This window comes from Ureibacillus endophyticus (assembly GCF_003628435.1).
GTDB classification, from domain to species: domain Bacteria; phylum Bacillota; class Bacilli; order Bacillales_A; family Planococcaceae; genus Ureibacillus; species Ureibacillus endophyticus.
The window spans coordinates 47,847-62,535 of record NZ_RBZN01000004.1; the positions used below are offsets into that span (position 1 = coordinate 47,847).

A 14,689-nucleotide genomic window follows, 5' to 3' on the forward strand; every position below is an offset into this window, starting at 1 on the left:
TGATTTTTCCATAAGTTTTGGGAAACTTCATTAGAGATGGGTGAGGATAAAAATGAGTGAAAATCAGAATCGAAACTTTGTCGTCTCTCAGGAAAATTGGTCACTCCATCGTAAAGGGTACCAAGATCAACAGCGTCATATGGAAAAAGTGAAGGATGCCATTAAGAATAACTTGCCTGATTTGATTAGTGAAGAAAGTATAATTATGTCAAATGGCCGTGAAGTAATCAAAATACCAATTCGTTCTTTAGAAGAATATAAGATTCGTTATAACTATGGAAAATCTAAACATGTGGGGCAAGGGCAAGGAGATAGTAAAATTGGCGATGTTGTAGCCCGTGATGGAAAACCAGGTCAACAGGCAGGTAAAGGTCAAAAAGCAGGGGATCAACCTGGAAATGATTATTATGAAGCGGAAGTAAGTTTAGAAGAAGTGCAAAATGTTTTGTTTAAAGAGTTGGAATTACCGAACCTTAAGCAAAAAGAAATGGCGGATATCACAACGGAAAAAATTGAATTTAACGATATTCGCAAAAAAGGGCTTATGGGTAATATTGACAAAAAGAAAACAATTTTAACTGCGATTAAGCGCAATGCAATGAAAGGGAAAGCGCAAATTGTACCGATTACGAATGATGACCTACGATTTAAAACGTGGGATGAAGTGAAAAAGCCAGAAACAAGAGCCGTTGTATTGGCGATGATGGATACAAGTGGATCGATGGGTAGTTTTGAGAAGTTTTGTGCAAGAAGCTTCTTTTTCTGGATGACTCGATTTTTACGTACAAAATATCAATCAGTAGATATTGAGTTCATTGCTCATCATACAGAAGCGAAGATTGTAACAGAAGAAGAATTCTTTACAAAAGGAGAAAGTGGGGGAACGATTTGTTCATCTGCCTACTCCAAAGCGTTGGAATTAATTGATTTAAAATACAATCCTGTTCGTTACAATATTTATCCAGTGCATTTCTCTGATGGTGAGAACTTCTCCACGGACAATGAGAAGTGTTTCAAGCTAGTTCAACAATTAATGGATGTTTCAAGTATGTTTGGCTATGGGGAAGTAAATCCAAATAATCGTTATTCTTCTTTAATGTCTACATTTAAACGCATTGATGATCCAAAGTTCCGTCATTACGTGATAAGACAGAAAAAAGATGTATATGAAGCGCTGAAAAGCTTTTTCCAAAAACAAGAGACAATCATCTAAGAGAGGGGAAATGGCAGCAATTATTAATAGTGGGGTGAGAATAGATGGAAAAAGAGCTTCATAAAGCAATAGAAGAGATTACTGAAATTGCAGTTGGATTTGGCCTAGATTTTTTCCCTATGCATTACGAAATTTGTCCAGCTGAAATTATTTATACAATCGGTGCATATGGAATGCCAACCCGCTTCTCCCATTGGAGCTTCGGTAAACAATTTCATAAGATGAAAATTCAGTATGATTTAGGCTTAAGCCAGATTTATGAGCTTGTTATTAATTCGAATCCTTGTTATGCATTTTTGCTCGATACGAATACCCTTACACAAAATAAACTGATCATTGCACACGTATTAGCCCATTGTGATTTCTTTAAAAATAATGTTCGGTTCTCCAATACACGCAGAGATATGGTGGAAAGTATGACTGCCACTGCAGAACGGATTGCGAACTATGAAATTCTTTATGGAAAAGATGAAGTAGAACAGTTTTTAGATGCAGTGTTGGCGATACAAGAGCATATCGATCCATCCCTTGTTAGACCGACATTGCTTGATTATGAAGACGAATTAGATAATGAAGAGGATATTGTCGCACCAAGATCTGAATTTGATGACTTATGGTCTTTGGATAAGTTAGGTAAGAAAGAAGAACCTGGTTCGAAAATTCGTTATAAAAAGAAAAAGTTCCCTCCAAAACCGGAAAAAGACTTATTAATGTTCATCGAGATGTATAGCCGTGAGCTAGAGGAATGGCAACGGGATATTTTAACAATGATGCGGGAAGAAATGCTTTATTTCTGGCCTCAACTTGAAACAAAAATTATGAATGAAGGTTGGGCTTCATACTGGCATCAACGAATTATGCGAGAGCTCAATTTAACGACTGATGAAACGATTGAATATGCAAAGTTAAATGCGGGCGTAGTACAGCCTTCAAAAACATCCATCAATCCTTATTATCTTGGTTTGAAGATTTTTGAAGATATTGAAAGACGTTATAATAACCCCACTGAAGAAATGAGGAAGTTGGGGGTAAAACCGAATTCAGGCCGCGAAAAAATCTTTGAAGTACGTGAGATTGAATCAGATATTTCTTTCATCCGTAATTACTTAACAAAAGAATTAGTTGAACAAGAGGATATGTACTTGTTTGAGAAAAAGGGAAATGAATATAAAATTACGGATAAAGATTATGAAAACGTAAGAGATCAACTCGTTTCAATGCGTGTAAATGGTGGTTTCCCATATATCGTTGTTGAAAACGGTGATTATTTAAGAAATGGTGAACTGTATCTAAAACACGGCTATGAAGGAATGGAATTAGACCCTCATTATTTAGAACATGTTCTTCCATATATCTATCAACTATGGGGCAGACCTGTTCATTTAGAAACCTTCGTAGAAAATAAGCCTGTACTTTACACATATGATGGCAAACGAAATTATCGAAAAGCTTTGTAATGAGGTAAATGATATAGTTTGGGGCAGAGGAGGTTTCAGCACAGTAAACAACGAGATTGTAGGATTCTGCTATCTCGTTGTTTTTTTATCTAATTTATAAAGGTAATGGAAAAGCATTGGTGTTAAGGGATTGTGTAGTTCGTAACTTAATTATAGGAACCAAAACTCGTTGTTCGTAGTGGAGGCTGTGACTTCTGCGGGAACAGCACGAGCGGAAGATCCATTTTTTTCGCGACCACGCGAAAAAAAGTAGCTGAAGTCGTGCCTGCGAAAAGCGTCAGCCGAAACGGAGAACAAAGTTTTAATAGAAAAGGAGGTGTCCAAAAAGTAATAATTTTTTGGACACCTCTTTTCTTTCTTGATAAATATCTCTTATGAATTATTGTTCCTGCGGTGGTTGTCACTATCCTCGTCGCAAAGGAGTTTTGTTTTTATAGTACATGTTAGTAAGGATTTGCGTCATGTCCTTTATTGATGGCATCTTGTACGGCTTTACTTGCTTCATTCGCACCTAATGGATGTGGATTGAACTCTTGTGCAAATTCTTCTTTATTGTTATTGGATTTTCCTGCAAGTCCTTCTCTTAAGCGGCGTCCATACTCTTCATCCGCTTGTTCAGCTAATGCAATCATCTTATCTTGAATTTCTTTTGGACAAATAGATAAGTCATTCACTAAGTTATTAATCAACTCGTCTTTTTCCCATTGCTCAAAATTGCGGTACGTTTCACCAGCTTGTTTTGTATTATCATCTCGGTCAATGGATTCACGAACAAGGTTACCTTCTACATTTGGTGTATACTCTTTACCTGTCTGTTCAGCTTCCTTTAAACCGCCCATGCTAGAAGGTTCATAATTGACATGTAAGTTTTGACCAGGAGCTTTATCGTTGTAATAACGTAATTGGCCACCTTCCTGATTTGTTGCAACATGCTTTTTAGCAGCATTTATTGGAAGTTGTAAATAGTTTGCCCCTACACGATAACGTTGCGTATCAGAATAAGAGAAGGTACGACCTTGTAACATTTTATCATCAGAGAAATCTAGACCATCGACAAGTACACCAGTACCAAAGGCAACTTGTTCTACCTCATTGAAATAGTTCTCTGGATTTTTGTTTAGAACCATACGACCAACTGGAAGCCACGGGAATTTGTCATTTGGCCAAAGTTTTGTATCATCAAGTGGGTCAAAGTCTAGCTCAGGGTGTGGACCATCTTCCATAATTTGAACAAATAATTCCCATTCTGGATAATCTCCCCGTTCAATCGCTTCATATAAATCCTGAGTAGCATGGTTAAAGTTTTTGCCTTGAATTTCTTCAGCTTCTTTTACAGTAAGGTTTTTAATTCCTTGTTTAGGTTCCCAATGATATTTGACTAACACCGCTTTTCCTTCTTGGTTCACCCATTTATAAGTGTTTACACCAGAACCTTGCATCATACGGTAGTTTGCTGGGATTCCCCATGGAGAGTATACAAGCGTCACCATATGGAATGTTTCTGGTGAGTTTGCACAGAAATCAAAGAAACGACGGGCATCTTGAATATTCGTTACAGGGTCTGGTCGGAATGCATGAATCATATCAGGGAATTTCATTGCATCGCGGATAAAGAAGATTTTTAAATTGTTTCCGACTAAGTCCCAGTTTCCATCTTCAGTATAAAATTTCACTGCAAAACCTCGAGGATCTCGTACTGTTTCTGGCGAATGAGTTCCATGTACAACTGTTGAAAAACGAACAAATACAGGAGTTTTTTTGCCCTTTTCTTGGAACAGTTTTGCACGAGTATATTTTGATACTGGTTCATCGCCAACTGTTCCATAGGCTTCAAAGTAACCATGTGCCCCTGCACCACGAGCATGCACAATACGTTCAGGAACTTTTTCACGGTCAAAGTGGCTTATTTTTTCTATGAAATCATAGTTTTCTAAAGTGGCTGGCCCACGATTTCCAACAGTTCGAATGTTTTGGTTATTTGTAATTGGATGACCTTGTCGATTAGTTAACGTGTTGTCGTTTTCAATGTTTGTTTCGTGTTGTTTGTTATTATCCATGGGTATGATTCCTTTCTAGATGTAATTTCGTCTATATGCTTATACGGCAATAATAATCGGTAATATCATTGGCTTTTTCTTTGTTTGTTCAAAAAGGAAATTACCTACTTCTTTTTTAATTGCTCGTTTCATGCCCATAATATTTGCTTCTTTAAACGGATCGATTGTCTGTTTAACTACTTCATTCACATTTGCTATTAGTTCTTCAGAATTTCTTGCGTACACAAATCCACGGGAGATGCTATCAGGATCAGAAATACGATTACCATCTTGTTTATTAATCGTTACGACAATCACAAGCATTCCTTCTTCAGAAAGTACTTTACGATCTCGTAATACAATATCCCCAATTTCATCATCACCAACATTATCCACATATGTGTCTCCTGCAGGAATTTTTCGCGTTTGACGAGCTTCTTGATTCTTGATATCGACTACATCACCATTACGAATGATAAATGTATGTCCTTCTTCTACCCCTACTTCTTCAGCGAGTAATCGGTGTAAATGGAGCATACGATATTCGCCATGGATTGGGATGAAATATTTTGGTTTCATTAGCGTAAGCATTAATTTCAAATCTTCCTGATAGCCATGTCCGGATACATGCATGCCTGTAATGCTTGCAGACCCGTAAATAACCTTTGCACCAAGTTGGAATAAGTTATCGACAATTTTACTCACACTTTTTTCGTTTCCTGGTATTGGTGAAGCGGCAAAAATAACTGTATCATTCGGTAAAACTTTCACATCACGATTATTATTTGTTGATAAACGGGATAATGCTGCCAGAGGTTCACCTTGACTTCCTGTACATAAAACAACTACTTTTTCAGGAGGTAGATTTCGTACCTCTCGAGCATCAATTAACATCCAATCAGGAATATCAACATAACCACGGTCTCGTGCAACTTTTACGACATTCACCATACTTCGGCCAAGTAACGCGAGTCTACGATTGGTTTTCATCGTAGCATTTACGATTTGTTGGACTCGATTTACATTGGAAGCAAAGGTCGAGATAATAATTTTTCCTGTAGCATTAAAAAATGCATCTTCAATATGTGTGCCAACCACTTTTTCAGATGGTGTTAAACCAGGTCTTTCTGCATTGGTACTTTCTGAAATAAGTGCAATAACACCTTGTTCTCCAATCTTTGCCATCTTGTGAATATCAGAATATTGATCATTCACCGGTGTTAAATCAAACTTAAAGTCTCCTGTATGCACAATGTTACCTTCAGGAGTATGGAACACAATTCCTAAGCAATCTGGAATACTGTGGCTTGTTCTAAAGAAACTAACATTAATATCACCAAACTCCAATTTTGACTTAGAATTGATTTCGACTAATGTTGATTCACGTAAGATTTTATGTTCTCTTAGTTTCAATTCAATTAATCCAAGGGTAAATCGAGTAGCGTAAATTGGACATTGAATTTTCTTTAAAAAGTAAGGGATACCACCAATATGGTCTTCGTGTCCGTGAGTAACAATTAGACCACGAATTTTATGTTCATTTTGTTGTAAATACGTTACATCCGGAATGATTAAATCGATTCCTAGCAACGATTCATCCGCAAATTTTGCACCACAATCTACAATGAGTAGATCATCGCCATATTCAATGACATACATATTCTTACCGATTTCATTAATTCCACCTAAAGCAAAAATGGATAATGTCTTATCTTTTTCCGACAAAATACTTCCCTCATTTCGAAGACTATTTCCATTAATAAGTATTGCTACCAAGCGGTTGTCCTATACACGGATAAAAATAGACTCTCGAAATTCAATTTAGAGCGTTTAATAGTTTTATTTAAAAAATATAGATAGAAGTAGAATGATTTCCCAAGTTTTTGAATAGTATTTTATAACAATTGAAATTTACAAAAGCCGAATATAGAAGATTTATAAATCTATTGGAAATGGGGGCTTGTTAGATGATGCAATTATTTTTATTACTACTAGAAGTGGTTTACTTATTTTTAGCATTTAAAACGGGCAAAACTATTTTCTTCATAGTAGCGATAATTTTGGGAGGCTGGTGGCTATACGAAATAAATAAAGAAAGTCGAAAGAGAAATGAAGCGATTGAGAAGGAAACCATTGATCAACTTGAAGAATACCCCCATACTCGCTATATATTATCTCCTGATTATTTACAAGCTTTATTAATTGATGAAAATTCAAATACATTTCGTATTCTGAATAGGGAAGACCTCGACGATGAATTCGATGCGAGGGAATATGATTTTGAAGAGTTGTTTGAAGTAGCAATAGTAGAGGACGGTAAAAATGTTGCTCATACTTCAAAGGATGGGTGGTCATTAATTGATGGGAGTTCTAAATTAGATGGGAAAGCTAGCGGAACAGAAGAAAATGAAGGGATTTCGAAAAAAGAAGTGAAAAAATTACTTTTGAAGCTTGTTGTAAATGACCTTTCTAATCCTATCGTTGAATACACATTTTTAGATAATGATCAAGCAATCCCTAAAGATTTAGATGAATATAAAGATATATTTAAAGAATGTAAAAACTGGTATCACAAGGTTAGCATTATCATTAAACGCTACGAACATGAACACAAACACAAAGATGTTACGGTTAATGGTTGGACTTAAATTTACTCGCTTAGGTAAGAGCGAGTTTTTATTATGAGCTTTTTATATGAAACATAAAACAGATTGCTTGAGTTGGGAAATGGAAGATGTTAGTATATTTACAATAAAAACCAAGAAAAAAGGGAGGACTAGTAACGATGAAATATAGACGTTTAGGCAAGACAGGTTTAAAGGTTAGTGAAATTAGCCTTGGAAGTTGGTTAACGTATGGCGGTTATGTTGAGTCTGATGCGGCTATCAAAACAATTCACCATGCTTATGATTTAGGCATTAATTTCTTTGATACAGCAAATGTTTATATGCAAGGGGAAGCGGAGAAAGTTGTGGGGAAAGCAATTAAATCCTTTAAACGTGATTCAATTGTACTGGCAACTAAGGTGTTCTGGCCAATGGGGGAAGGTCCAAATGATCGCGGTTTGTCGAGAAAGCACATTATCGAACAAGCAAATGCTAGTTTAAAACGCCTTGATGTAGATTATGTAGATATCTATTATGCTCATCGTTATGATCCCGAAACGCCTCTTGAGGAGACACTTCGAGCATTTGATGACCTTGTTCGCCAAGGAAAAGTTTTATATGTCGGGGTAAGTGAGTGGACAGCAGAGCAAATTACAGAGGCAATACATATTGCAGATAAAAAGCTGCTAGACCGTATCGTTGTAAATCAACCTCAATATAATTTACTTCAACGCAAAATCGAAAAAGAAATTATACCGGTTAGTGAAAAACACGGTGTAGGACAAGTGGTGTGGTCACCACTTGCTCAAGGTGTATTAACAGGTAAATATAAAAAAGACGCAGCTTATCCATCTGGAAGTCGTGCTACAACAGATAATAAGACAATTCAATATTTCTTAACGGAAGAGAAATTAGGGAAAGTAGAAGAGTTAACTATAATAGCAGATGAATTAAATATTTCGACATCCCAACTTGCCTTAGCATGGGTATTACGACAACCAAATGTAGCAAGTGCCCTTGTAGGTGCAAGCCGTCCGGAACAAATTGAAGAAAACGCAAAAGCTTCAGGAATTGTCCTTCAAGATGAAATTTTAGAGAAGATTGAAGAAATATTTAAATAAATATTTTGAGGTTGAAGCAGAAAGAGTTTCAGCTAACTCAAACAACGAGATTGTATGCTTTTGCAATCTTGTGTTTTTTTTTTCTAGCGATAAACTCAAACTTTTTTTAGATGCCTTTTGACCTGAAACCAAGCCCACGAAAGGATCAACCAGACGTAGAACAACTTTTTTTAAAAGAAAATTATTTTGCCTATTGCAAAACTAATGGCATTAGTTATAATAAAACTAACGATATTAGTTTTTAGGGGATGAAAACAATGAAGGTAACGAAAATAGGTAATGTTTATCAGTTAACGCTTTGGCCAAAGATTTTTCCTGTTAATTGTTATATTGTTGAAGAAGAAAAAGAACTTACGTTAATCGATACTGGTATGCCTGCAAGTTTTAAGGGCATTGTTAAGGCAATAACAGAAATAGGAAAACCTTTAACGAATATCGTATTAACACATGCCCATGGTGATCATGTTGGAACGTTAGATAAATTAAAACAAATCTATAAAGATGCGGTTGTATCTATTTCTGATCGAGATAGTCGTTTGTTAAGAGGGGATACAACACTTAATGAAGAAGAACCTCAATTTCCAATTAAGGGTGGTATTCCAAAAGGGATACAAACAAACCCTGACCGATTATTAAATGAGGGTGATACAATTGGTTCTCTTAAAGTGGTTGAAACTCCTGGACATACACCGGGTTCCATTTCGTTATTTGATACAAAATCAGGTGCTATTATTGTTGGAGATGCCTTTCAAACAAGGGGTAAACTTGCAGTATGTGGCCAACTTGTAAAGAGCTTTCCATTTCCTGCGTTTGCCACGTGGAATAAGGAAATTTCAATTCAAAGTGCGAAAAAAATTTTTCAATTAGAACCTACATTACTAGCAGTAGGACATGGAGAAATGATAAAAAACCCGATAGAAGCGATTAAAAAAGCATTACTCGTAGCAGAGAAGAATTTATAAGAAAGGAACTATACCTATGTCACCGAGAGTTGGATTAGATCAAAAGATGATAGTAAACGTTGCAGCACAATTAGCAGATACTGAGGGGGTTGAATCCATCACCTTAGCTAATATTGCGAAAAAGCTAAATGTTCGTCCGCCCTCATTATTCAATCATATCCAGGGGCTTCCAAGTGTTAAAAAGGAATTAGCATTACTTGGGATGACAATTCTCTATGAAAAATTAAAAGTTGCTTCGAATAATAAGACAAAAGATGAGGCAATTTTTGCTTTAGCCGATGCCTATGTAAACTTTGTAAAAGAACATCCTGGCCTGTATCAATTCACAATAAAAGCGCCAGAAACAGATGAAAAAGAACTAGAAAAAGTAAGCAACCAAATTATCACATTATTAAGCGACATTTTAACAGCGTATGGCTTATCAAATGAGGATAAAATTCATGGCATTCGAGCTTTAAGAAGTATACTACATGGGTTCTCTTCATTAGTACAGATGGGTGCATTCGGTCTTCAAATTAGTGTAAAAGATAGTTTTCAATTGATGATTGAAGGTTATATTGAATCCTTAAAACGCCTTGCGCAAAAAAACACGTAAACCTAAATGGTGTACGTGTTTTTTTACGATATGAATAAACGATTTCGTCCATTTTTCTTAGCAATATACAAATTAATATCTGCTTTGTTTACGGTATGAAGTAATGTTGAATTGTTTTCTAATATAGCTAGTCCTATAGAGGCTGTAATGTTAAGTCGGTTATTGTCATCTATTACAAATTCATGGGATTGAATTTCTTGGTGTATTTTATGTATAAGTTCTGTTGCGGATGTATTTGTAGCATTACCGATATAAATAATAAATTCTTCGCCTCCGTATCTTCCAATTTGTACGAATTCATTTCCATACTTTTTTAATATGCTAGCGATCTCAGTAATGATTTTATCACCAGCTAAATGCCCGTATAAATCATTAATTTGCTTGAAATAATCGATATCAATCATCGCAATGTAATGGTTAGGTTTTAGCTCTTTTACTTTGTGATTCACGACTGTGAAAAATTCCCTTTTATTTAGTAGTTGTGTTAGAGGATCCTCACCAGCTAATTTTATTAATTTACTATGTAAAATTTGAAGTTGTCTATTTTGCATAATGAATATATACCAAATGATTGATGTGATAATAAATGAAGCGGCTCGTATGAAAGCAATATCTTTAAAAATCTCTATTCCATTTGGTATAAGAAGTATAATTGGAACATCGCAAATTAACCAACTACCAATAATGATGGAGAGTTTTTCAAAGTAATTTTTCTCTAGTTTTGATCTAAAATGAAAAGCTAAAGCAAGTATCGTAGGCGCTATCATTCCGAAGATTATTCCTGGAACCATGCCATCTCCACCCATGAAGAAACGCCATAAGCTTGCAATCAATAATGATGGTATTGCAATTTTCCAACCATAAAAATAAGCGTAGAAAACAAGAGGGATAAAGCGCATATCAACCCAGTAATTATCAAAACGTATTGGTAAGTAAAACATGGAAATTACCGATACTGAAACTAGTAAAATCGTTAGAAAATGAAAAGTAAATGTGGTAATTTTTTTTCTTGATTGCATAATCATCGACATAATTAAGTGCATTAATAAGATAATTGCAAGATTAGAAAGGATTGATTGGAGCACGGGTTACACCTCTTTTCTAAACTTCCCTTAAATTTTTAAGAATGTATCTTATTAATACTAGCATTTAATTGAGAAAGTGTTTAGATAAAATCAAGAAAATGCAATGAATGTTCAAAAATCAAAAGTAACATAGTTTTATATCTTATTGTCCAAATATTCTTTAATTGATATATAATAATAATTTGAGGTTAAAAGAAAGGGGGATAACAATGAAAAAATATATAGGGGAAATCATGCTGTGTATTACAGCTATTATATGGGGAAGTGGTTTTGTAGCGAGTGCAATCTCACTTGATCATTATACGCCCTACCAAATATTAGCTGGTCGTTTTTTAGTTGGATTTATTATTTTAAGTATTATCTTTAACAAGAAATTAAAAGGCTTGAAAAGTGGTGTCATAAAAAAAGGTGTAATTTTAGGGTTCTTTTTATATCTTGCCTTTGTTTTACAAACTGTCGGGCTACAATACACAACGCCATCTAAAAATGCCTTTTTAACTGCAGTAAATGTCGTCATCGTACCTTTTATTGCGTATTTGGCGTATAAGAGAAAAATTGATAAATTTGAGTTATCAGGGGCAGTTCTAGCAATTATTGGTATAGGATTCCTGTCTTTGCAACTTTCTTCAGACGTTAATGTTGGGGATTTATTAACGTTAGCATGTGCAGTGGCATTTGCTTATCATATTTTCTACACTGCAAAATATGTAAAAGATGAAGATCCCATTGTGTTAACCATTATTCAAATGTTTGTGGCAGCATTACTTGGGTGGATTGTTGTCCTTTTCAAGGGAGAGGTAAACTTTTCATTCGAAATGGAGGCAGTTTCATCTATTTTATACTTAGGTGTGTTTTCAACAACAATTGCTTATTTATTTCAAACGATTGCACAAAAATTCACAAACGAAACGAAAGCAGCAATTATCCTTTCAACAGAGTCTTTCTGGGGGATGGTGTTCTCTGTGCTACTTATCGGAGAAGTGTTAACAACAAGAATGATAATCGGGGCGATTTTAATTTTAATTGCCATCATTATTTCAGAAACAAAACTCACTTTTATAAAAAAGAAAAGTATAGAAAAATTAACCTAAAAAGTAGGCTGTCTTTATGAAAAGATGGCCTACTTTTTAAAATTAACGGTGGATACTCGTTATATAACTTGTAGTTATACCTACACATAAAATAGCAACGATTGATAGAACCAGTGTTTCTGCAGATAATAAAATACCACCTAAGAGAATGACTACTGCATCGATTAAAAATATTAGTATGCCTACATTAATTTTTGTTTTATCTGAAATAAACTGGGCTAACAAATCTGTGCCCCCAGTACTTGTTTCGTAACGGAGCATAATGCCAATACCTAGTCCAACAAAAAAACCACCAATAATGGAACTTAACATTGGATTAAATCGAAATAAATCTCGTAATGGTTTTAGAATATCTATAACAACAGAAGAAATTAATAATCCATGTAGACTGTTGTAAAAGAAATGGCGATATTTAAACCAAGCAATAATAAAAATGGGGATGCTTAATACGATAATCATTAATCCGATTTTCAGTTTAAATAAGTAATATAAAATTAAAGATAACCCGATAATTCCACCGTCTAAAATTTCATAGGGTGTTAAAAATGCATTGATACCGATAGCTAAGAAGATACTTCCGAACACTATCGCAATTGATTTTTTTATGTAGTACATATAATTCTCCTTCAAATGGACATGCACTATTTTATGAGGAGAATTGTCTGAAAATGATTAGATTATCTTTCTGCCTTCATGAAAGTAATGGTTCTTGCAACACTATCATAAAGACACCACTCACGATGATCGACGACAGAACCAACATTAATCCAGTATTTTTTCTTTATTAATTGTAATTCCTGTCCATAAACGATTTCGAGTGGGAGTTTTTTCTTTTTACGATATATTTCACTTCGATGGCTATGTCCAAAAAATAGAAGTGGAGTTTCAATATCAATTGTTAATTCTGTTGGTTCCCAATGTTTGTTCCAAAGTATTTGATGGCCGTGTATTAAGGTGGCACCTTCAATTTCAATTTTTTCTGGTAGTTTAGAAAAGATATTCAATCCTGTTACTTGTGTAATTCTTTCTTCTTGATTTCCACGAATGGAAGGGAAAGTTAAGAGTTCTTTAAAATTTTCAGAAACAACCGCAGCCTCGTTCAATGGTAAATTTGCAACGGTATTAGCTTTCTTCTTACCAATCAAGCATTCGTATAAATCACCTAATCCTAACAAGCATGCTTCAGGTGCAACTTGTTGTATATGATGTAACACTGCTTTTGTATCTTCAAAATTAGAATGTAGGTCTCCTAAAAGGGCATATTTCAAAAAAATCACCTTTCCAAAAATTACTTACTTGTATAATACAACAAAAATTTTCATGAAATGAATATGGCATTAGTCTTGAAATCAGCTTTATCACTATTGTTGTTGCAGTTTTTGAAAATATACAAACGAAAAAAATTTGTTTAGCTTATATTAATTCAATTTTTAAGCATGATAATGGCATAACAATTTTGGAGGTGTTTTTTTAGTATGCAAAACAATAATGGTAAACGCTTTACACAAGCAGGAACAGATATTGAGGAAGTAAAACGTCGAAATGCTGGACAATCTAATATGGGAACAAATCCACAACAAGTAAGAGAAGAGATTGCTCGTGAAGCGGGACCATTTGGTAAATCCTTCTCAAATCAACCGAGTGGATCTTTTGGTGCGGGTAAAACAGCATCTGGCACTGATATTCAAAAGGTAAGAGAAGAAATTGCACAAGAATCAGCACCATTTGGTCAAAGCTTTGCGCAGCCATCGCCATCACCGGCAAGCAATTCATACGGAGCTGGTAAAACCGCTTCAGGAACAGATATTCAAAAGGTACGCGAAGAGATAGCGCAAGAATCAGCACCATTTAGCCAAAATTATGCGCAACCACCATCACCAGCAAGCAATCCATACGGAGCAGGTAAAACAGCTTCGGGAACAGATATTCAAAAGGTACGCGAAGAGATAGCGCAAGAATCAGCACCATTTGGCCAAAATTATGCGCAACCACCATCACCGGCAAGCAATTCATTTGGTGCAGGTAAAACAGCTTCAGGAACTAATATCCAAAAGGTACGCGAAGAGATCGCTCAAGAAGCGGGACCTTTCAATCAAGCAACGCCAAGCCAAGGTGCAGCTGGTAAAACGATGGCAGGTACTGATATTCAAGAAGTACGCCGTCAAAATCAACAAGCAGAACAAGCGAAAAATAATAAATATAATCAATTTTAATTAAAAAAACGCCTCTTTATGGGGCGTTTTTTTTGAAAAGCAAATAACAGAGCGTGAAAAGGCAAATAACTTCAATAAAAAAGCAAATAAAGGAGTCAACTCATCATGACAGATCGAAATGAAATCGATACTCGTTTTACAGTAGCAGGTACAGATATCGAAGAAGTAAAACGAAAGAACGCAGAATCTGGATTATCGTACAAAGAGGTATTAGAACAACTTGCGAAAACTGGAGGGTATGGTACAAAGGCATATAGTGATACAAATGTCGAACAAGTGAAGAAACAAATCCATAAGCATTTGCACTAAA

General features: G+C 35.2%; 14 protein-coding genes. 9 read left to right on the forward strand and 5 right to left on the reverse strand.

Annotated features, from left to right (window positions below; genetic code table 11):
* Window positions 1-52 precede the first annotated feature (52 nt).
* Window positions 53-1,213: a sporulation protein YhbH gene (gene yhbH, locus D8M03_RS03070; protein WP_121213203.1), complete on the forward strand. Its 1,161-nt coding sequence runs from the start codon at window positions 53-55 to the stop codon at window positions 1,211-1,213.
* Window positions 1,214-1,257: 44 nt separating this feature from the next.
* Entirely contained in the window at window positions 1,258-2,670 is a 1,413-nt protein-coding gene (locus D8M03_RS03075) for a SpoVR family protein (protein WP_121213204.1), read from the forward strand.
* A 443-nt stretch (window positions 2,671-3,113) separates the two neighbouring features.
* On the opposite strand, the gene D8M03_RS03080 is transcribed toward D8M03_RS03075, so the two are convergent.
* Window positions 3,114-4,727 carry a catalase gene (locus tag D8M03_RS03080; RefSeq protein WP_121213205.1) on the reverse strand — a complete coding sequence of 538 codons (1,614 nt, stop codon included), beginning with the start codon at window positions 4,725-4,727 and terminating at the stop codon, window positions 3,114-3,116.
* Between the two features lie 39 nt (window positions 4,728-4,766).
* A complete protein-coding gene (locus D8M03_RS03085; RefSeq protein WP_121213206.1) occupies window positions 4,767-6,431 on the reverse strand; it encodes a ribonuclease J in 1,665 nt (554 codons plus the stop codon).
* A 242-nt stretch (window positions 6,432-6,673) separates the two neighbouring features.
* Between D8M03_RS03085 and D8M03_RS03090 the strand changes: the two genes are divergently transcribed.
* The 4 genes from D8M03_RS03090 to D8M03_RS03105 all read left to right on the forward strand — a co-directional run bounded on the left by D8M03_RS03090 (window position 6,674) and on the right by D8M03_RS03105 (window position 9,990).
* Entirely contained in the window at window positions 6,674-7,354 is a 681-nt protein-coding gene (locus D8M03_RS03090; protein ID WP_121213207.1) for a hypothetical protein, read from the forward strand.
* 137 nt (window positions 7,355-7,491) lie between these two features.
* Window positions 7,492-8,433: an aldo/keto reductase family protein gene (locus tag D8M03_RS03095; protein WP_121213208.1), complete on the forward strand. Its 942-nt coding sequence runs from the start codon at window positions 7,492-7,494 to the stop codon at window positions 8,431-8,433.
* Window positions 8,434-8,690: 257 nt separating this feature from the next.
* Window positions 8,691-9,395 carry an MBL fold metallo-hydrolase gene (locus tag D8M03_RS03100; RefSeq protein WP_121213209.1) on the forward strand — a complete coding sequence of 235 codons (705 nt, stop codon included), beginning with the start codon at window positions 8,691-8,693 and terminating at the stop codon, window positions 9,393-9,395.
* Between the two features lie 16 nt (window positions 9,396-9,411).
* Complete coding sequence (locus tag D8M03_RS03105) at window positions 9,412-9,990, forward strand: TetR/AcrR family transcriptional regulator (protein WP_121213210.1); 579 nt, start codon at window positions 9,412-9,414, stop codon at window positions 9,988-9,990.
* A gap of 23 nt (window positions 9,991-10,013) precedes the next feature.
* On the opposite strand, the gene D8M03_RS03110 is transcribed toward D8M03_RS03105, so the two are convergent.
* Window positions 10,014-11,075, reverse strand: a complete 1,062-nt coding sequence (locus D8M03_RS03110) for a diguanylate cyclase (RefSeq protein WP_121213211.1) — start codon at window positions 11,073-11,075, stop codon at window positions 10,014-10,016.
* Window positions 11,076-11,284: 209 nt separating this feature from the next.
* Here D8M03_RS03110 and D8M03_RS03115 point away from each other — a divergent pair, with 209 nt between their 5' ends.
* Window positions 11,285-12,166 (forward strand): DMT family transporter, encoded by an 882-nt coding sequence (locus D8M03_RS03115; RefSeq protein ID WP_121213212.1) that lies wholly within the window; start codon window positions 11,285-11,287, stop codon window positions 12,164-12,166.
* A 42-nt stretch (window positions 12,167-12,208) separates the two neighbouring features.
* On the opposite strand, the gene D8M03_RS03120 is transcribed toward D8M03_RS03115, so the two are convergent.
* Complete coding sequence (locus D8M03_RS03120) at window positions 12,209-12,781, reverse strand: YitT family protein (RefSeq protein ID WP_121213213.1); 573 nt, start codon at window positions 12,779-12,781, stop codon at window positions 12,209-12,211.
* Between the two features lie 62 nt (window positions 12,782-12,843).
* The gene (locus D8M03_RS03125; RefSeq protein ID WP_121213214.1) at window positions 12,844-13,434 is read right to left on the reverse strand and encodes a metallophosphoesterase family protein; all 591 of its coding nucleotides are present in this window, start codon (window positions 13,432-13,434) and stop codon (window positions 12,844-12,846) included.
* A gap of 207 nt (window positions 13,435-13,641) precedes the next feature.
* Here D8M03_RS03125 and D8M03_RS17880 point away from each other — a divergent pair, with 207 nt between their 5' ends.
* Both D8M03_RS17880 and D8M03_RS03135 read left to right on the forward strand, forming a co-directional pair.
* A complete protein-coding gene (locus tag D8M03_RS17880) occupies window positions 13,642-14,379 on the forward strand; it encodes a hypothetical protein (protein WP_245987438.1) in 738 nt (245 codons plus the stop codon).
* Window positions 14,380-14,484: 105 nt separating this feature from the next.
* On the forward strand, window positions 14,485-14,688 hold the full coding sequence (locus tag D8M03_RS03135; protein ID WP_121213215.1) for a gamma-type SASP family protein: 204 nt from the start codon (window positions 14,485-14,487) through the stop codon (window positions 14,686-14,688).
* The last annotated feature ends 1 nt before the right edge of the window (window position 14,689 follow it).